Source organism: Paenibacillus sp. FSL H7-0350 (assembly GCF_038593195.1).
Taxonomy (GTDB): Bacteria; Bacillota; Bacilli; order Paenibacillales; family Paenibacillaceae; genus Paenibacillus_AQ.
This window is the reverse complement of record NZ_CP151972.1, coordinates 6,641,309-6,660,214: the sequence shown is the minus strand read 5'-3', so window position 1 is coordinate 6,660,214 and position 18,906 is coordinate 6,641,309. Positions and strand designations below refer to the sequence as shown.

Sequence of the window (18,906 nt, the reverse complement as noted above, 5' to 3'; positions counted from 1 at the left end):
AATGGGTTATATATCTCCTGTGATTTATAATGGGTAATTCTGGATGGTCCATGGTTACCCTCATACAGAAACCAGACGGGAGAGGACGTTAGTGAAAGTGAAACAACTGGCAATACTGCTACTCATCATGTGTGTGATTCTGACAGGCTGCATGGGGGGCAGCAAAGAAGGAAGTCCAGCGCCTTCATCCAGCCCGGCCGCCACGGCAACTGCTGAGACAAAGAACACTTCGGGGAACCCTCCGCCTGAGGCTTCACAGACCGTGTACGATCTGAAGCAGAAGTATGATTCAGACGAAGCAGATCACAGTCCGGGCATCATGCCTATGTATAATGTGGAGCAGGATATGGAATTCATCTTCAGATTCAATACCGATCTTGGTTCCGAAGCCATCGGCAAGACGTTATCCGTACATACCGATATCAAGGCACTCCCGGAGAGCAAAGTCGGGACCCTTGAGGACTCACAGCTTGTTGACGGCAAAAGCGTATACTCCATCAAGCCGCTCGGCTTCGGCGTTCTTCCCTCCGATTCCCTGCGCGCTACCGGAGCCAGCTCCTGGGGGAACGCGCCTGTCTACTACATCCGGCTCAATTATGACCTGGATGCCAAGTCGCCAACTCTGCTGAAGCAGCCGGTGATCATTCCGTTCACGGTGAAGTCGGATCTTCCTGTGCCGAACCTGCAATCCGACATCAGTCTGGACGGCAGATTAACCCTGGTCTGGGATGAGGTGCCGGGTGCAGAGAGCTATAACATTTACAGTGCTTCCCACATTACGATGGAGAACACGAATGAGCCGCTCAGCGGTGCGGAGCAAGGTTACGCGGATCAGCGCCCGCTGCTGATTGCAACAGTGAAGGGCAACTTGTATAACGACTTCATGAAGGATGGACGCGGTGCGCTAGGTGTGGTAGATGAGACCATTACCAGCATACAGAATAACAATGTGCAAGGTGAATATTACGTCACTGCCGTTCAGGGGGACAAAGAATCCCGGTTCAGCCGCTCGGCAGATACCGTGGCGTTATCCAAACGTCTGCCGCGCACTGTGGCTCCTGAGGATAACATCAACCTGAAATTGTACAAGAATGCCACAGAGCTGCCCAAAACCGTTCCTGTTCAGTTCATTGACGGCTCCAAAGCCTCAGTAACAGTGATGTACGACACCGAAGCTGTGACTCTTAAGGCTTCCGGTCCAACTGATGTCCCGTACAAGATTCAAGGCACTGCGCTTAAGGGATATGTCCAGGTTACGCAGTTGACGGAAGCGGATATTGCCAGTCTTGCCGCCGCCCAGAGCAACAAGGCGAACCCGGGATATGTAGAGCCGCAGAATGACACGGATTATGTGCCTGCACCAGATATACCAACTATCATCGACAACAACGATAGGGGGAACGCCAGTGAGCCTGGAGATAATGTCATCGACCAGCAAAAAGAAAATACCAAGAGCAAGGTAGAAGAAGGCAACAAGCAGGCGGTTCCAGGCACCACGATACGGGCTGACCTCATTCATGCAGACTCTGCGCTGGAGGAATACCTCGCGTTATCCCTTATGAATGGCGAGACCGAAATTTCGCTGCAAGCCTTCCCGGAGGCGCAGAATGCCCGCACCCTGGTGGATGTGATTGAGAAGGTGGTCTACCAGAACCCGCTCATTCTCGGCTTCCGCGGTTATAGCTACGATTATGAGAAGCTGACGCTGAATGTCAAGTATGATGATTCTGCCGAGTCCATCCGCACCAAGCAGAAGGAGATTCTTGCCGAAGCAGATAAAGTAATCGCGGCTACGATCAAGGAAGGCATGAGTGCAGATGAGAAGCAGATGGCGATCTATAATTATCTGAATGATAACACCGTCTATGACGATGCTGCACTGGAGAATGCCAAGGAGCAGGAGTTCAAGACAGTAGATGCGAAGTATAACGATTCTTTCAATACCTATGGCATTCTGGTTAAAAAAGTCGGCGTATGCATGAGCTATGCCCATACCTTCCAGCTGCTCTCGGATCTCGTCCAGGTCCCTTCGATGGTCGTCACAGGAACCATGAGCGGTGTGAATCACGCCTGGAACAAGGTGAAGATCGGCGACGAATGGGTCAATGTTGACCCGACTAATAACGCCACCAATACTGGACTTCCTTATCTGCTCTATAACTCCAATGATGCTACAGCCACCGATGTAGAGTATGTGATGGACAAGGCCTACTGGCTGGACCATGAGCTGCCTCTGTTCAAGGCCACCAGCAATGCCTACGATTATTACGTAACCCAGGGGCTGGAGGTAGATTCTCTAGATGCCTACAAGACCAAGCTGGGCGAACAGCTGAAGAAAGGCGAGACTCTGGTAGTCCTGCGCGTTCTGGGCAATACCGACAGCTCGGAGCTGATGCAGAAAACCGCCGAGGTCATCAAGCAATACGATGCCGCTAAGCTGGATAGTGCAGGCATGGTTGAGCTGGGAAGCTACGTGGCGGTTCAATTGGACGCTGCAGCCCCGCAATAATAACGGCAGAAAAGGCAAGCCCCGCAGTAGGGGCTTGCCTTTCTTGCTGAATCCTCTCTATTCCTCTTCATACGGATAGTAGATATCGCTCAGCTTACCTGACTGATAATAGGGGTACTCCAGTCTTTTTTGCACCTGGAGCGCAGTGTCTGTATCCACTAAGCACTCAATCAGGTAGAGGCCCAGATCGATCGAGGACGTCACTCCGCCTCCGGTGAAGGTGTCGCCGTCCCGGACGGCCCGGGCCTTAACGACTTCCCCGCAGTAAGGGGCAAGCAGATCGTAGGCCGATGAGTTCGTGGTCGCTTTTTTCCCCTTCAGGAATCCTGCCGCCCCTAACAGCAGCGCACCCGTGCAGACCGACACTTTGTAGCGTGCGCCTTCTGCCGTCCGTATCCAGCTCATAAAGTCCTCGTCATAGCGGAGTGTCCGGGTCGGCATGCCGCCCGGAAGGAACACCAGGTCGAATGCCCCCAGATCAGGCAGCACCTCATCGGCCTTCATGGTCAACCCCCGGTCATCTGTCACCTCAGCCTTGTTGGCGCAGAAAGTCCAGGATACATCCTCCTTCGCCTTCAGGATCGCCAGCCAGGTGACTGTATCATAGAATCCCACGAAATCCATGGTGGTCATGCCATCGAACAGTACAAATGCCATTCTCATTACCGTCACCAATCCTCTCGGAGTAGAAGATTAAGTACTCAGTTCCAGATATACTGCATCTTTTTATATCCTACATCCCATACTTTCAAGCCGCCCTTAAGCGTGATCTTCAGCTCTTGCCCCGGCAGAGCCGGCATCTCATATACCACAGGGTACTGTTCAGGATTAGTACGCTGAAAATCTGCAGAATAATTCAAGAATTCCTGGCCATCCCGGGTAATACTGATCTCACCGGAATAATCTGTTGGTTCGGGGTTTCCGAAAGTGAAGCAGAAAGTCGTCTGACCCTCAGACTTGTACGTGAACGTTCTGGACTCTCCGCCTTCAGCGCCATACAGGTTATAGCGGAGCGGTATCTTCTGTCCGTTGATTTGAATGCTGTCCGGTTTGTCTGCGGATGAATTGCCCGAGGTGTCCGTCCATTCCGTGATCGCTGTGAACGGACCCTCTACTTTAGTTATTATTTTGTCTACCGCCTCCCCTAACCCCCATAAAGCTATAAAAAGAACCATAACCGATATAGCCGTTGCCACCAGATTGCGCCCGAGGCTCCGGTAACGGAAACCAAGCTTGTACGCCCCAAAACCCAGAGCTGCTCCAATCGAATTCTGAAGAGCGTCGTTGATATCGAAGCTGCCCAGGAAGGTAAGAGCCTGGATCGTTTCCAGGACAAGAATCGCAATGAAGAATAAGGTGATGAACCGGACGAAGCTGACCCGGTACAGCCATGGAATCAATATACCGAAAGGAATAAACGCAATCGTGTTCCCGAAACCCACCAAATCCATGAGGGTGGGAGGCAGAAGATCAGACGGAGACGGCAGCTTAAGAAAGTTATCGGGCATGAAAATAAAGGTGTAGATGGTATGATCCGAAGCCTCTCCTCTGCCGAAAGCAAAGAACATAAAATAAAGCACAAGCATTGTATACAATACGGTTACAGTTAGTAAAATCTTGCGTTGTTTAGCCATGGTTATCTCCTTTATCTCTATTTTCCACATATTACAATAACCTATTCAATGGTTTCATGAAACCTGCGGCCCCGCACCGGAACATAAATCTCCATCACCGAATCCACACGGGCGTGACAGCGTTCGTCGTAGAACTCAAAGTTCAGCTTATCTTCGTCATGCATATATCCGCTGCCCGGGAACCAGTCTTCGAAGATATATCTCCAGGTACTCTTGACCACCTCGGCAAAAGTCTCCGGTCTCGCCTCATCGGTAGCGTCCACCGGCGGTGTCGTAAATACCGCATACTGCGCCGCCGGCACAACAGCCGTAAGCATGTCAGGAGTAACCTTACTGAAGTCCTCCACTATAACCCCTAGCAGATAGACGGCGTTGCCGCCAGTGTCTGCCGGAATGCACAAGCCAACCTCCCCGTGCTTAGGCGGATTCAGCTTCGCGTACATCTGATCCTCCAGATTGTCGCCCTCATAGTAATACCAGAAGGAAGCGACGTCCTGCGTAGCATTCCCGGCCTCCACATCCGTCTCAATCCCGTACCCCGCTACGTTAAAAGCAGACTTCACCACCATCACCGGCTCTGCAATATAGTCCTTAATCTCATATTCTAACCGGTCTAGGAGATACCCGCTCATCCGTGCCGCATACTGGGAGGGGCTGTAGCCGTAAGTTTTGCGGAAGGCTTTGGCGAAGCCCCCGGGGGTCTCGAAGCCATATTCCAGCGCAATCTCCGTAATTCTCCGCCCGTTGAACAATTCAACGGCAGCCCGCGACAATCTCCGGGTGCGCACATATTCCATGACCGGCATAGCCTGAGCCTTACTGAACATCCGGCAAAAATGATACAGCGAATACCCTGCATACGCTGCAATTTGCTCCGCTGTCAGCGGGTCCATGAGATGCTCCTCAATATAATCAATCGTCTGCCCGATCTCTCTGCTGTAATTCAGTAACTCCACCGGCCTTTCTGGTCCACATAGGTGAGTCCATTATAGCAGACTGTGGCCGGTGGGACTGTTCCTGTCTTGCTCTATACTCAGCTTATTCAGACAATCTTGTCTAATAAGGCGGCTGCGAAGAGGCGGGCTTTCTCGACATCCAGCTCATCGGGATGCCCTTTTTTATCCAGATTGAAGCCCAGCGGGCTGAACTCCCCGGGACAATGGAACTCACCGATCACGTTGCTGCCCTTCGCCGCCAGCTTGGTCTCAACCAGCACCTGATTCTTGAATTCTCCAGATCCGGAGGTGCAAAAAATAAAGACTTTTTTGTCCCGGAGCGGCATCCTCTTGATGAATTTGAACATCTTGCGGTGGATTTTGGAGGCGTAAATGCCTGAACCAAGGCCAATCAGGTCATATCCGGACAGCATCTCCGGCTTAACGTCCTCTACTTTAGCCAAATCTGCACCCAGCACTTCAGCCATAGCGGCTGCAATCTTCTGTGTGTTCATGCTGCGGCCTGATCTGTAAATAATAATAGTCTTCATAATGGCGCCTCAATTCGTTATTTTATAAAATATGAATGAACTTAATTAAATTCATTCATTTCAAAGCAAAATAAAATGCCCAGTACATCCCTGAACATTTAATAGTGTATTCTGCAGCAAGCCAAACGAAACCATAGATCTTTGTCAATGCTGTGTATCCGTCAAGCCTTTCATAATGAATTCAACTAAATAATCCAGGATCTGCGGGAAATAGCTAACCCCTATCTCTTCCTTGTGAATGTCGATATACGGCACAGAGTTGAACAAGGCAAGAATCATGCCGTCCGCAAGATCTGTTCTGATCTTCCCCTTGGTCTTCCAGTGCCGGATTAATTCCAGCGTGCCGCTGTTCATCATTTCATGAATACCTTCAATCCCGCCATGCTCATAGAATTCCTTCTCCAGCTTGCTGAAAAGAGCTTTGTTGTACCATTCCTTCAGGATTGGATTCGAATTGATTCCGCTGTAATTAAGCGCCATGATTTCTTTGAGCACTTTGGCAGGCTCGTCGTCCAGATTGACCGAAGATTGCAGGATACTCCGTTTCAGCTTCTCGTTCTCCTGCAGATAAATATCGATGAACAGCTTCTCTTTCGAAGCGTAATAATTGTAGAACGTACCCACAGCGAACCCGCACATTTTGGTGATGTCAGAAATATTGGTGTCCTTGAAGCCCTTGGAGCTGAACAGCTCTTTACCGCATCTGAAAATCTCAGCCTTCTTATCTTCCATCCGTAATCCCTCCGTGACTGAGTGAATAATATATAATTCATTCATAATGTAGCACAGTCATGCAGCCATTACAAATGTACTTTTATATTCAGCTGACACGTATCACTTCCCATTTCGGTGAATAGGCTATTGTAATGAATTCAAGAATGGAGGTATCCCGCATGAATTACAAGAACGAAGATTCGACCCCTTCAGCTCATCCGTCAGGCTATCGGCATCTGCCGCAGCCCTATCCTTATTCGCATTACCACTACCTGGTACGTTCGGGGTCGGCTGAGGAGCCCGCTCCGAGAATTGCTAAGAACGCTGCAACTGCCGGGAATACGCAGACTGTCCGGACCTCCGAACCTCCGGCTGCTGCGAACAATCCGGTGGACGGCCATCCCGGGGCAAGTCAGACCGGCGGAAAGGGAATCCATGTCGATGCAGGAGGCGAGTTAGGGGGTAAACACGGCATCGGTATGAATGCCGGAGGACAACTGGCTTACAGCGGCGCAAGTATGCAGGCAGGCGGCCATATCGGCGGCCCCTCCTATGGCATTGATGCGCAAGGCGATTCCTATGTCGGTAACGGGCAAGGCATCGGCGTGAATGCTGAAGCCCAGGCCTTCGGCAAATACGGGGTGGCCGCACAGGGCAAGGCCCAGCTTGGCGGCGGGCAGGGCGCAGATGTCCAGATGGGCGCGCAGGCCGGGGGCGAACACGGGCTTAATGCAGATGCAGGTGCTCATCTGGGCCTTAGTCAAGGCGCCGGTTTTGACTCCCATGTTCAGCTAGGCGGCAATAAGGGCATCGGAGCTGAGGCCAATGCTCAGTTCGGCGGCGGCGAAGGCGCAGGCATCGGCGTGGGCGGACAGCTCGGCAAATATAACGGCCAGTTAAGCTTCAAGATTGGCGGCAAGCAGCAGGAGCCTAAGGATTCTCAGGAGGAGAAGAGGCTTCCAAGCGAATAAGGAATCCTCTGATAGCTAGACAACATAAAGGGAATATCCTTAAGCCATCACGATGGCCTGGGATATTCCCTTTTTTTTGCAGAACCCGTATGTCAAAGTGGCGCTGTGTCAGCGGTTCAGCAGGCTTCCGACATATTTCAGCAGCTCATTGGCACAGATTGGGCAGTAGTTGTGCTCGTCGATCAGGCGGCGGCTGACCTCGTTGATCCGTTTAAGCTGGCTTTCATCCGGTGTTTTGGAGGAAGTGGTGATTTTGACAATATCCTTGAGATCCGTGAACAGCTTCTTCTCGATGGCTTCCCGCAGCCGGTCATGATTGTTGTACTCGAACTTCTTGCCCTTGCGGGAATAGGACGAGATGCGGATCAGAATCTCCTCGCGGAAGGCCTTCTTCGCATTCTCCGAAATGCCGATCTGCTCTTCAATGGAGCGCATCAGCCGCTCATCCGGCTCCATCTCTTCATAGGTAAGCGGGTCGCGGATTTTGGACCAGTTGCAGAAGGCTTCAATATTGTCGAGATAATTCTCGAACAGCGTTTTGGCGGATTCTTCAAAAGAGTAGACGAAGGCCTTTTGCACTTCGCTTTTGGCGAGAATATCGTATTCCTTGCGGGCAATGGAAATAAAGTTCAGGTAACGCTCGCGCTCCTCCTTCGTAATCGAAGGATGCTGATCCAGACCGTCCTTGATCGCCCGCAGCACATCCAGCGCGTTCATGCACTGCAAATCGCCTTTGATCAGGGCGCTGGAGATACGGTTGATGACATACCGCGGGTCGATGCCGGACATGCCCTCATCCAGGTATTCGGTCTGCATTTCCTTCAGATCTGCTTCCTTGTAGCCCTCGACCTCTTCGCCGTCGTACATCCGCAGCTTCTTGATCAGATCCATCCCCTGCTTCTTGCTCTCCTTAAGCCGCGTCAGGATCGAGAAAATCGCCGCCGCACGCAGCGCGTGAGGGGCAATATGCACATGCTTCATATCGCTCTGGCCGATTAGCTTGGCGTAGATCTTTTCCTCTTCAGAGACGCGCAGATTATAGGGAACCGGCATGACGATCATACGGGACTGGAGCGCTTCGTTCTTTTTATTAGAGATGAAGGATTTATATTCGGTCTCATTCGTGTGGGCAATAATCATCTCATCCGCCGAGATTAACGCGAAGCGCCCAGCCTTGAAATTCCCCTCCTGGGTCAGGGACAGCAGGTTCCACAGGAATTTCTCATCGCATTTCAGCATCTCCTGGAACTCCATCAGACCACGGTTGGCCTTGTTCAGCTCCCCGTCGAAGCGGTAGGCCCGCGGATCGGATTCCGAGCCGAATTCAGTAATGGTCGAGAAGTCGATACTGCCGGTCAGATCCGCGATATCCTGCGACTTCGGATCCGAAGGGCTGAATGTGCCAATCCCCACCCGCTCCTCTTCTGACAACAGCACCCGGGTAACTGCCACCTGTTCGATATCCCCGTGATACTCATTCTTCAGCCGCATCTGGCAGGACGGGCACAGATTGCCTTCAACCCGTACGCCAAGCTCCCGCTCAATCTCCGGACGCAGCTCCAGCGGAATCAGGTGCAGCGGGTCCTCATGCATCGGGCAGCCCTCAATCGCATACACCGCACCCGCATCCGTACGCGAATATTGTTCCAGGCCGCGCTTCAGCAGCGTTACGAGCGTCGACTTCCCTCCACTGACCGGTCCCATCAGCAGCAAGATCCGTTTGCGCACATCCAGCCTTCGGGCTGCGGAATGGAAGTATTCCTCCACCAGCTTTTCCACCGCACGATCCAGTCCAAAGATCTCCTGTTCAAAAAACTTATACCGTTTACGTCCGTTGATGTCCTCGACGCCGTGTGACTTGATCATGTCGTATACGCGGGAATGAGCCGTTTTTGCGGGAGAGGGGTCTGCTCTTAGCAGTTCTATATAGTCCTTGAAAGTGCCGCTCCACGCCAAACGGTCGTTCTCAGCCCGATACGAAGCTATACGCTCAAAAATATCCATGGCTCGCTGCCTCCTCTTGCGCTCCTACTTGCTCCACCAAGCTTAGAAAGTGTATTACATACCTATGCGGCGAGCCCGGAATAGTTGACCTCTTTTTTGCTGTGCTATAATAGAGAATCATGAATTCTCTATTATAATTACGCTGCAATCCAGGGCAGGAGTGACAACCAATGGCGATCAAACAGGAAACGGAGCTGTATGCTCCTTTGAAGGGATTTTTTGAACGGCAGGGCTATGAGATCAAGGGCGAGGTGCGTACCTGCGATCTGGTCGGTATCCGGGAGGACGAGCCCCAGCCGCTCATTGTCGAGATGAAAAAATCGTTCAATCTCGCCCTGCTGCTGCAAGGCATTGAACGGCTGCGGCTTAGCCCTAACGTCTACCTCGCGGTAGAACGCGTCAGGGAGAAGAAGGGCGCGGTCAACCAGCGCTGGGGCGAGCTCACCGGGCTATGCCGCCGGCTCGGCCTGGGGCTGGTAACCGTCGTCTTCTACAAGACGAAGGCCCCGCTCGTCGAGGTGCTCGCGGAGCCGGGCGAGGCGCCGCCGCAGGCCCGCAGCGCCGTCCGCCGCCGCGAGCGCTTGCTCTACGAGTTCCGCGAGCGCAGCGGGGACTACAACACCGGCGGCAGCACGCGCGTCAAGCTCGTGACTGCCTACCGCGAGAAGGCGCTGCGCGTGGCCGCCGCGCTGCAGGCCCTGGAGGCCGAAGCCGCCGGAGCGGCTGGCCTCGGCGGGGGCGCGCGGCGCGCGGCGGCGCGCCGGGCATGGCCCTGGCCGCCGGGGAGACGGCGGCCGCGGGTACGGCAGCAGCGGCGGGTGATGCCGCTGCGGGTGCGGGCCCGGCGGCTGCGCACAGCCGGGCGGAGGGCGCGCGCGGCGTCACGCCCGCCGCGCTGCGGAAGCGCAGCGGCGTGCCCGGCGCCGCTGCGATCCTGCAGAAGAACTACTATGCGTGGTTCTTCCGGGTGCAGCGCGGCCGCTACACACTCACGGCCGCCGGACAAGCGGCGCTGATCGAGTATGCAAGGGTCGCGGAGATCAGCGCGGGCAAGCTGTAGGCCCGCGCCCGGGCTTGACCGTCCGCAGCTCCATCTGCTGGACACGGGCCGCCACGGCTGCTTATCTGTCCGCTCGCTGCTCACCAGCCGGACGCGGATCGCCGGGCTACCCATCTGTCCGCTCACTGCTCCACCAGCCTGAGCCAGTAAGCCGCACCCGCCTTTACATAGGCATGCACGCAATCATGAGGCGTTCACGCTCCACTACCCTGCCAATAGTTGGAAAATTAACACTTAATTTGTTGAGTTTTTCCCGGCGCAAAAGATTAGTTGGATAAACGACACTTACTTCCCACCATTTTGTCTCAACTAGCATAATTCAGCTAAATAGATGTAATTATTCCAACTATAGTCCCAACTCTCAGGAATGCAGTCAAATTAGATGCTCTTTTTCCACCTATCTCCACAGAACAAGGTTACCTGGACAGGCGCCAACACAATATATTCTGTTTTCCGCACACATTCGGCCAAAAAAAGGAGTTGTCCCCACGCAGACCTGCTGCGGGCGACAACTCCTTAGTACCTTCTCGATCTACTTACCAGACCTATACTCTAGAACATCCTACTTGCTTATACTCCAGCTCTTCGCTTATTCACTCCAAGCCCCCAGCTTTTCACTCATTCACTCCAAGCCCCAGCCATTTGCTAATTCGCACCTGGCCCCTAGCTCATCCTAAGCAAGCACCGTATACAGCAGCTCCTTCTCCTTAACCGGGGTAACGCCAGCAGACTGGATGGACTGATACTGCTGGATGTTCGTAATAATAACTGGCGTAATGGTGCTGTAGCCAGCCTTCTCGATCTCCACCAGATCGAATTCCATCAACAGATCGCCGACAGCCACCCGGGTTCCGGCAGTTACCTTCGGCGAGAAATGCAAGCCCTTCAGCTTCACTGTGTCGATGCCGATATGGATCAGCATCTCTGCTCCGCTGTCGCTGACCAGACCAATCGCATGTCCGCTCTTCGAGAGCGAGAACACCGTTCCCTGAACCGGCGAGACTACGCGGCCTTCGGACGGCTGAATCGCATATCCCTTACCCATAATCTCTTCCGAGAAGGCCGGATCGCTCACTTCGCTCAGCGGCTTCACCGCTCCGGCAATCGGACTAAATACCTCTTGATTCACCATCTTAGGCTCAGCAGCAGCGCCGTTTACAGTAGTGTTAGCAGCAGATACATTTACAGACTCAGCAGGAGTCACCGCAGGCGCAGCAGCAGCTTCCTGCTCATCCTCGAAGCCGATAATATAAGTGACAACCGCAGCAACTACCGCCCCGATGGCGAAGCCGATGACCGAATAGACAAAGGTCGCACCGAGAACCATTGGAATGCCGGAGAGTCCGGCGAGTCCGCCGATGACATAGGCTTTTACCTTGAACAAGCTGAGGAACGCACCACCGGCAGCTCCGCCGATCAGGGCAGCGATGAACGGTTTCTTAAGCCGCATATTCACTCCGTACATGGCCGGTTCTGTAATTCCCATGAAGGCCGTAATACTTGTAGACAGGGAGAGGGACTTCAGCTTGCTGTTCTTCGTTCTTAGAGAAACACCAAGCGCACTGCCCGCCTGGGCGAAGTTTGCTACCATCATAATCGGAATCATATAGTCATAGCCAAGCTGTGCAATGGATGCAATCATAATTGGAATCAGGGCATAATGCATCCCCGTGATGATCAACAGGGACATGGTTCCGCCCAGCAGCAGGCCTGCGAACAGTCCCGTATTCTCGAACAGCCAGCTGATGCCTCCTGTCAGGCCATCCCCGATAATAACACCCAGCGGACCTACAGCAATCAGGGTAAGCGGTACAATGACCAGCAGGGTAACCGTCGGAACGACAATCAGCTTCAGCGAAGCATGGGTTACTTTATCAACGGCTTTTTCCACATAGGAGGCCAGCCATACTGCAATCACAATCGGAATGACAGACGAAGCGTAGGTTGCAGCTACCACCGGCAGTGAAGCGAAGGTAACAGGCTCCCCTGACCCCAGCAGCGTGGTGACGGTCGGATGCAGAATGGCCGCCCCGATCGCAGCAGCGATGTACATATTGCTTCCCAGCTTACGGGCAGCGCTGATAGCCAGAACAATCGGCAGGAAGTAGAAGGCGCCGTCCCCGATCGCCGAGAGTATGATATACGTGGAGTTCTCCGTCCCCATCCAACCCGCCGCTACCAGCAGGGCGACAATCCCCTTGATCATCCCCGCACCGGTAATGGCCGGCAGGATCGGTGTGAAGATCCCCGAGATGAAGTCGAACAGCTTGCTCAGCGGATTCTGCTTCTTTTTCTCCACCTTGTCACCGGAAGCCTTCTTCTCAGGAGAAACGGACATATTGCCAATCAGGTCATTGTAGACCACCGGCACATCATTGCCGATGATGACCTGGAATTGCCCGCCGTTAATCATCACGCCCATAACCCCGTCCGTCTTCTGCAGGGCCGCTTTGTCCGCACGGTTGTTGTCATTCAGGTTGAAGCGCAGACGGGTCATACAATGGGTAACCTGATCGATATTCTCTTCTCCGCCGACAAGCTTCAATATTTCTTTGGACAGCTCTTTTGTATTCATAAGATGTTGCTCCTTAGCTATAGTATGTTTTCCGCAAAAAAAAACCTAAACGCCGATCAGCGGGGAAAGGCAGTCTTCTGCCTCCAGCACTGTCCGGGTTTAGGTTTTGCCTCTGTACCGAGTAGCAATCCTGCACCACATTATTCTGTTATTTCCTCATTGCGGATAATCCGTTCAATATGAATGGTCAGATACAATATTTCTTCCTTGGACAAGACCCTTTTGTATATCTTGCGGGTATAGTCCGCTATCTTCACCGCAACCGCATGGGCAGCAGGGTACTGCTTCATGACCAGATCATGCAGTGCATGATCCTGGTCCCGCTCTTCCATCGGAGTGCCTTGGACCACCCGTTGCGCAAAGAACTTCAGATGGGTCAGGAAGCGGTAATACCCGAGGGATTCTTCATCCAGCTCAATGAGGAAGCTCCGCCGGACAATATTCAAGATGTCCTTCACGATATTCGTGATGCTTACCGTCTCCCGCATCTCACCGTTCATCTGCGCATTCACCAGATGCATCGCGATGAAAGCGCACTCGTCCTCCGGCAGGAGAACACCCAGCCGTTCCTCGATAATTTGCAGCGCCTTGAGTCCAATGGAGAACTCCTTGCGGTACATCCGCTTGATTTCCCACAGCAGCGCATTCTTGATTTGAAGCCCCTGACGGTGACGGTCGATGGCGAAATGGATATGGTCCGTCAGTGAGATATAGATGCTGTCATGCAGCTTCTCCCCGAGCACCGTCTCGGCATAACGGATCACTTCATCGGTGCATTCCACATATTCCAGCGGGATCTCCGAGAGAAGCGACATCAGCTTCTGTGAACCTTCTTTATTCTCCAGGGCGAATACTTTCTCAACCTGGGCATCCTCAACGTCATCCCCGGGCTGCTTTTTGAAGGCGATTCCGCGGCCCATGACGACCCGTTCCTTCCCGCTGGCATCGAGTACGGTGACCACATTGTTGTTGAGCACCTTAGCAATTTTCATTCCATCACCTTACACCGTCAGAGTAATAAAATCCCCCCACCACGCGGGGATACAACATTATTGTGTGAAAAAAGGCAAAACCAAAACGGCATCAAAAGAGTGCCCGTTTCTGGTTTTGCCTGAATGAACAGTAACAATCCAGTTATTCTACCTGTAGCAGCATCTTAGCATATCATTGTAAATATGACAACACTTTTATGAAAACGGTTTATTAAGGCCTGTGCTTCTTAAGCTTGCCCCATTTCAACTACAATATTTCACCGTTCGACGAAATGACCTGCTTGTACCACTCAAACGAATCCTTCTTGCTGCGGTTCAGCGTGCCGCTTCCCGTGTCATCCAGGTCTACATAAATGAAGCCGTAGCGCTTGGACATCTCCGAAGTCGACATGCTCACCAGGTCAATCGGGCCCCAGGCCGTATAGCCCAGCAGCTCCACGCCATCCTTTACCGCTTCCTTCATCTCCTTGATGTGTTCCCGCAAATAATCAATCCGGTAGTGGTCATGGATCGATCCGTCTTCCTCCACCTTGTCATAGGCGCCCAGTCCGTTCTCCACAATGAACAACGGCTTTTGGTACCGGTCGTACAGGTTATTCAGGGTAATGCGCAGCCCTACAGGATCAATCTGCCAGCCCCAGTCGGAGGCTTTCAAATACGGGTTTTTGATACCGCCCAGCAGATTCCCTTCCGTGGCCTCACCCTCCGGGCCTGCGGACACAGTGAGCGTCATATAATAGCTGAACGAAATGAAATCTACTGTATTCGCAGCAAGCAGCTCATCATCTCCCGGCTCACGGACAATCTCAATCTGATTCTCGGCAAAATAACGGTTCATATAACGCGGGTACTTGCCGCGCGCATGCACATCCGTGAAGAACAGATTCAGCTGGTCTTCCTGCTGTCTCTTACGCACATCCGCCGGATTGCAGGTATGCGCGTAGCTCTCCATACGGGCCAGCATACAGCCGATCTGTGAGCCCGGAATAATCTCATGTCCCAGCTTGGTAACCAGAGCGCTTGCTACAAACTGATGGTGCAGACCTTGAAAGACCGCTTGCAGCTTGTTCTCCACGCGGTCTGTAAGAATACCGCCGCCGGTATACGGGCTGAACAGCATGACATTGATCTCGTTGAAGGTCAGCCAGTATTTCACTTTATTACGGTAACGGGTAAATACAGTCTCCGCATACTTTACATAGAATCCGATGACTTCACGGCTGGCCCAGCCGTTATATTTCTGTGTAAGACCGAGCGGTGTCTCATAGTGCGAGAGGGTAACCAGCGGCTCAATGCCGTATTTCAGCAGTTCATCGAATACATCGTCGTAGAATTGCAGACCCTGCTCGTTAGGCTCGGCGTCATCGCCGTTCGGGAAGATCCGGGCCCAGTTAATCGACAGCCGGAACACCTTGAAGCCCATTTCGGCGAATAGAGCAATGTCCTCCTTGTAGCGGTGATAGAAGTCAACGCCTTCGCGTTTCGGGAACCAGTCATCCGTCTCTCCGGCAAGAATCCGGGCGATCCGCTCCGAGGAGATCTCCATGGAATGATCCCCCTTGCGCTTATCCTTAGGCACGAAGGCGATCATATCTGCCGTAGACAGCCCTTTGCCGCCCTGATCAAAAGCGCCCTCCAGCTGATTGGCAGCGGTTGCGCCGCCCCATAAGAAATGCTCAGGAAATCCGTTAAGTACTGTAGCCATAGTCCTTACCCCTTTTCATTATGATGTTTCTGCATGGCCCATATAACAGAAAAACCTAAACCTCTGGCAAGATCATCGAGCCCGGCGAACGGGTTCAAATCAGTCACCATCAGTTTAGGTTTTGCCTGGCACGGCCAGTAACAATCCGGTAAACGATGTGTTTATGGAAGATTTAATTGACTCCAGCCTAACATAGCATCCGGTAAATTTCAAATGAAAATGCGATCATTTTCCGTGAAGCTCATATTTGCGCCCGTTCAAGAGCGCACTGCCCGCAGCTCCGGCCAGCAGCGCCACCAGCAGGTTCATGCCGACCGACAGCCAGTTAATGGTCTCGTTAATGTTGGACGGCTGCTCCCGCCCAGCCGGGCTAACCGTAAGCAGATTCGCATATTGCTTGAAGCTGGCCGCGGCTGAGGAACCGATACTGAAATGCTGGCTCCCCCGGATCACCAGAGCGAACTGGATGCCGGTAACAAGGACGATGAGGGCAGCAATGCAGAGGTGGCTCAGCGCAGGCTTACGGAATCTTTTGGCAGCTGCCAGGGCCAGACCAATCAGCGCCAGGCCTGCCGGAAGGCTGCACAGCTTGGAGAGTATGAAGTAGGAGATGCCCAGCGCGGGACTTGTGGAGTGTGCGATCCGCAGCTGATACAGTCCTTCGGGATTCAAGAAGACATCCAGCAAAGTGGTAGACCAGACTGCGGTAAGACCCAGCATGAAGACAGCAGACTTCACACCGAAGAGCGCAGAGGTTCGCAGCGGCAGCAGATGGTTAACCGGCATCGTCCCCGTGAAGAACTCCTTGTAATAGTCCATGTAGATATAGACCGGCAGCAGAATGCCTATCACCATATTTACCAGCAGAAAGACGAAGGCCATATCCTGTCCCCGGTCAAACAGAAAATACAAATTAGCCAGACCGCTCAAGGCGGTGAAGATAGCAAATACAGCGAAATGCTTCCGGCATTCCAGCTTGAATTGATGCCATTGAACCATGATGTTCTCCCCTTTTCTTGTCTTTAGAAGATCAAATCAGACGTTTGAATAACTCCTCAATCGGCACACCATGTTCCCGCCGCAGCTCCTCCACGCTCCCCTGCAGCAGCACCTTGCCGTCATTCACGAACACCACATCCGTGAACAGGCTCTCGACATCGTGGATCAGATGCGTACTAATCAGAATCGAGCTGTCCGGGTCGAAGTTATCCAGAATAATCCTTATAATCTTATCCCGTGTGGAAGGGTCCACCGCCGCCAGCGGCTCGTCCAGGACGAACAGCCGGGCCTTGCGCGCGAACACCAGCGAGATACTCACCCGCTCCTGCATCCCTTTGGACAGAGACTTCACTTTATCCTGCAGATTCAGTCCCAGCTCTGCAATCATGCTATACGCCTTCTCCCGCTGAAAGTCGGCAAACGAGTGATCAAAAAAAGCAATGCTCTCTTCAATCGACATCCATGGATACAGGAATTCACGGTCCGGCAGATAAGACACCATTTTTTTGGTTTTCAGGCCGGGGCGTATGCCGCTGACCGTAAGGCTGCCTTTATAATCCCGTAGCAGAGTGACTATCAGCTTCATCAGCGTCGTCTTTCCCGCCCCGTTAGGCCCGAGCAGCCCTACGATTCTACCTGTGGGAATCGTCAGACTGAGTTGGTCTAGCGCGGTCTTCTTCCCATAGCGTTTCGTTACATTCCTGCACTCCAGTACATTCTCCATCGCTTGCATTTCCACATGCATCCCCTTTGATAGGCATTGGTCTCTATTGTGTTTCTTTTCACAATTGATTAGACGCATGTTCTTCATAGACCCCTGCACGCCAAATAACCCCACAAAGTGGAGTTTTAGCTTCGATGATGATTCAGGTAATTTACAGGGGCCCCAAAAAGCCAAAGAAAACCGCCTGCCGTCAAGGCCAAGCGGTCACTCTTCCTATAAGACTCCCTATCATTCATGCTCTTGATGGTTTCCTAGCTGCGGGCCGTAAACTCAGTCACCGCTTCACTCATCAGGTTCATCCCTAGCAGCAGCTCATCCCGGCCGGGATGGCTGAAGTTGAGCCGGATGCGGTCTGAGCCGCCACTTACACTACAGAGCGGACCAGGCAGGAAGGCTACGCCCTTGGATAGCGAAGCACGCAGCAAAGCCATCGCGTCCAGCCCTTCGGGCAGCGATACCCAGAGGAACATGCCGCCGGCCGGCATGTCGTAGACACTGTTCTTCCAGGCCGGACGCTTCAGCAGCTCCGCCATCAGCTTCAGGCGGGTATTGTATTCGCGGTTCAACAGCGTGATATGCTCCCGCAGATCAAAGGCCGATACACTGAGCAGATGATGCAGCAGCCGCTGGTTCAGCGAGCTGGACTGCCAGTCCGCCATCTGCTTGGCGGCAGCCATCATGCCGATCAGCTCGCGGCTTCCTGCCGCCCAGCCCGTCCGCAGCGCCGGCGCGACAGTCTTGCTGAAGGAGCCGATGTACAGCACATGCCCGCCTTCGCTGACATTCTCCAGTGCGTATAGAGTAGGATATTTCTTGGAGGGATGGCCCTCACTCCGCTGGAAGTGCAGATCGCCGTAGGAATCATCCTCTACGATCAGCACATTATGTGAGATGCACAGCTCCAGAATCTCTTGCCGCCGGGCAAGGCTCCAGAGCACTCCGCTGGGATTGGTGAAGCTTGGCGCAGCGAACAGCATCTTGGGCCTATAGCTGCGGATCGTTCGGAGCAGATGATCCGGCAGCAGGCCATCCCCATCCCCCTGGACCGGAATAATGACGGCTCCCTGCATCCGCAGCGCCTGCAGAATACCGGGAGACGTCGGATTCTCAACCAGCACATGATCCCCGGGATCGATATACACCCTGGACAGCAGATCGATGGCCTGCTGACTGCCCGTTGTCAGCAGCACTCCGCCTTCGGCTACCGCCACTCCTTTGCTGCGGAGCCAATCTCCGGTCAGCCATTCGCGGAGCGGGCCATACCCCTCAGGCTCCCCGTACTGCAGCGCACTTGCATCTGTGGAGATAACAGTAGATGCCGCCTCAGACAGCAATGACAGCGGAAATAATTCTTCTGCCGGGAGCTCCTCTGCCAGTGAGATCAGCGTGCCCCGGCGTGTCTCCTTACGGATACTCAGCAGCGGTGAAGATAACAATGTATGTGCGCGCGAAGAAAACTCATACTTCATACGCTTCCCCCCTTTATCTGGTTTAAGAATATTCCAGTTCTGACGCCATTATGTCGTAATACAG

Annotated in this window: 15 protein-coding genes; 3 read left to right on the top strand and 12 right to left on the bottom strand. The window is 53.2% G+C overall.

Translation table 11 applies throughout. The features are described from left to right. Window positions 1-91 precede the first annotated feature (91 nt). Window positions 92-2,509, top strand: a complete 2,418-nt coding sequence (locus tag NYE24_RS29860; protein ID WP_342477327.1) for a transglutaminase-like domain-containing protein — start codon at window positions 92-94, stop codon at window positions 2,507-2,509. Between the two features lie 57 nt (window positions 2,510-2,566). Here the strand turns inward: NYE24_RS29860 and NYE24_RS29855 are convergent, their stop codons facing one another. The 5 genes from NYE24_RS29855 to NYE24_RS29835 all read right to left on the bottom strand — a co-directional run bounded on the left by NYE24_RS29855 (window position 2,567) and on the right by NYE24_RS29835 (window position 6,361). Next, on the bottom strand, window positions 2,567-3,172 hold the full coding sequence (locus NYE24_RS29855) for a DJ-1/PfpI family protein (protein WP_342477326.1): 606 nt from the start codon (window positions 3,170-3,172) through the stop codon (window positions 2,567-2,569). 38 nt (window positions 3,173-3,210) lie between these two features. After that, window positions 3,211-4,143 (bottom strand): VanZ family protein, encoded by a 933-nt coding sequence (locus NYE24_RS29850; protein WP_036700589.1) that lies wholly within the window; start codon window positions 4,141-4,143, stop codon window positions 3,211-3,213. 41 nt (window positions 4,144-4,184) lie between these two features. After that, the gene (locus tag NYE24_RS29845; protein ID WP_342477325.1) at window positions 4,185-5,099 is read right to left on the bottom strand and encodes an AraC family transcriptional regulator; all 915 of its coding nucleotides are present in this window, start codon (window positions 5,097-5,099) and stop codon (window positions 4,185-4,187) included. A gap of 86 nt (window positions 5,100-5,185) precedes the next feature. After that, on the bottom strand, window positions 5,186-5,629 hold the full coding sequence (locus tag NYE24_RS29840; RefSeq protein ID WP_036700580.1) for a flavodoxin domain-containing protein: 444 nt from the start codon (window positions 5,627-5,629) through the stop codon (window positions 5,186-5,188). A gap of 144 nt (window positions 5,630-5,773) precedes the next feature. Next, complete coding sequence (locus NYE24_RS29835; RefSeq protein ID WP_036700578.1) at window positions 5,774-6,361, bottom strand: TetR/AcrR family transcriptional regulator; 588 nt, start codon at window positions 6,359-6,361, stop codon at window positions 5,774-5,776. A 161-nt stretch (window positions 6,362-6,522) separates the two neighbouring features. On the opposite strand from NYE24_RS29835, the gene NYE24_RS29830 reads away from it, so the two are divergent. Then, complete coding sequence (locus tag NYE24_RS29830; RefSeq protein ID WP_342477324.1) at window positions 6,523-7,314, top strand: hypothetical protein; 792 nt, start codon at window positions 6,523-6,525, stop codon at window positions 7,312-7,314. 108 nt (window positions 7,315-7,422) lie between these two features. On the opposite strand, the gene NYE24_RS29825 is transcribed toward NYE24_RS29830, so the two are convergent. Continuing rightward, window positions 7,423-9,318: a PrkA family serine protein kinase gene (locus tag NYE24_RS29825; protein ID WP_342477323.1), complete on the bottom strand. Its 1,896-nt coding sequence runs from the start codon at window positions 9,316-9,318 to the stop codon at window positions 7,423-7,425. A gap of 170 nt (window positions 9,319-9,488) precedes the next feature. Here NYE24_RS29825 and NYE24_RS29820 point away from each other — a divergent pair, with 170 nt between their 5' ends. After that, window positions 9,489-10,334 (top strand): DUF2161 family putative PD-(D/E)XK-type phosphodiesterase, encoded by an 846-nt coding sequence (locus tag NYE24_RS29820; protein ID WP_342477322.1) that lies wholly within the window; start codon window positions 9,489-9,491, stop codon window positions 10,332-10,334. Between the two features lie 717 nt (window positions 10,335-11,051). Here the strand turns inward: NYE24_RS29820 and NYE24_RS29815 are convergent. From NYE24_RS29815 to NYE24_RS29790, 6 genes are all read right to left on the bottom strand, one after another. Beyond that, window positions 11,052-12,953 (bottom strand): beta-glucoside-specific PTS transporter subunit IIABC, encoded by a 1,902-nt coding sequence (locus NYE24_RS29815; RefSeq protein WP_036699718.1) that lies wholly within the window; start codon window positions 12,951-12,953, stop codon window positions 11,052-11,054. 140 nt (window positions 12,954-13,093) lie between these two features. Beyond that, window positions 13,094-13,945 carry a PRD domain-containing protein gene (locus tag NYE24_RS29810; RefSeq protein WP_036699719.1) on the bottom strand — a complete coding sequence of 284 codons (852 nt, stop codon included), beginning with the start codon at window positions 13,943-13,945 and terminating at the stop codon, window positions 13,094-13,096. A 247-nt stretch (window positions 13,946-14,192) separates the two neighbouring features. Next, entirely contained in the window at window positions 14,193-15,650 is a 1,458-nt protein-coding gene (locus NYE24_RS29805) for a 6-phospho-beta-glucosidase (RefSeq protein WP_342477321.1), read from the bottom strand. 225 nt (window positions 15,651-15,875) lie between these two features. Continuing rightward, on the bottom strand, window positions 15,876-16,649 hold the full coding sequence (locus NYE24_RS29800) for a hypothetical protein (protein ID WP_342477320.1): 774 nt from the start codon (window positions 16,647-16,649) through the stop codon (window positions 15,876-15,878). A 31-nt stretch (window positions 16,650-16,680) separates the two neighbouring features. Then, window positions 16,681-17,382, bottom strand: coding sequence for an ABC transporter ATP-binding protein (locus NYE24_RS29795; RefSeq protein ID WP_218639657.1), 702 nt, complete (start codon window positions 17,380-17,382; stop codon window positions 16,681-16,683). Window positions 17,383-17,624: 242 nt separating this feature from the next. Continuing rightward, the gene (locus tag NYE24_RS29790; protein ID WP_342477319.1) at window positions 17,625-18,842 is read right to left on the bottom strand and encodes a PLP-dependent aminotransferase family protein; all 1,218 of its coding nucleotides are present in this window, start codon (window positions 18,840-18,842) and stop codon (window positions 17,625-17,627) included. Window positions 18,843-18,906: the final 64 nt, after the last annotated feature.

Bases quoted from the DNA above. Each gene is read 5' to 3' on its own strand.
- NYE24_RS29855 (WP_342477326.1), bottom strand. From the start codon at position 3,172: ATGAGAATGGCATTTGTACTGTTCGATGGCATGACCACCATGGATTTC.
- NYE24_RS29850 (WP_036700589.1), bottom strand. From the start codon at position 4,143: ATGGCTAAACAACGCAAGATTTTACTAACTGTAACCGTATTGTATACA.
- NYE24_RS29840 (WP_036700580.1), bottom strand. From the start codon at position 5,629: ATGAAGACTATTATTATTTACAGATCAGGCCGCAGCATGAACACACAG.
- NYE24_RS29835 (WP_036700578.1), bottom strand. From the start codon at position 6,361: ATGGAAGATAAGAAGGCTGAGATTTTCAGATGCGGTAAAGAGCTGTTC.
- NYE24_RS29830 (WP_342477324.1), top strand. From the start codon at position 6,523: ATGAATTACAAGAACGAAGATTCGACCCCTTCAGCTCATCCGTCAGGC.
- NYE24_RS29825 (WP_342477323.1), bottom strand. From the start codon at position 9,318: ATGGATATTTTTGAGCGTATAGCTTCGTATCGGGCTGAGAACGACCGT.
- NYE24_RS29820 (WP_342477322.1), top strand. From the start codon at position 9,489: ATGGCGATCAAACAGGAAACGGAGCTGTATGCTCCTTTGAAGGGATTT.
- NYE24_RS29815 (WP_036699718.1), bottom strand. From the start codon at position 12,953: ATGAATACAAAAGAGCTGTCCAAAGAAATATTGAAGCTTGTCGGCGGA.
- NYE24_RS29810 (WP_036699719.1), bottom strand. From the start codon at position 13,945: ATGAAAATTGCTAAGGTGCTCAACAACAATGTGGTCACCGTACTCGAT.
- NYE24_RS29805 (WP_342477321.1), bottom strand. From the start codon at position 15,650: ATGGCTACAGTACTTAACGGATTTCCTGAGCATTTCTTATGGGGCGGC.
- NYE24_RS29800 (WP_342477320.1), bottom strand. From the start codon at position 16,649: ATGGTTCAATGGCATCAATTCAAGCTGGAATGCCGGAAGCATTTCGCT.
- NYE24_RS29795 (WP_218639657.1), bottom strand. From the start codon at position 17,382: ATGCAAGCGATGGAGAATGTACTGGAGTGCAGGAATGTAACGAAACGC.
- NYE24_RS29790 (WP_342477319.1), bottom strand. From the start codon at position 18,842: ATGAAGTATGAGTTTTCTTCGCGCGCACATACATTGTTATCTTCACCG.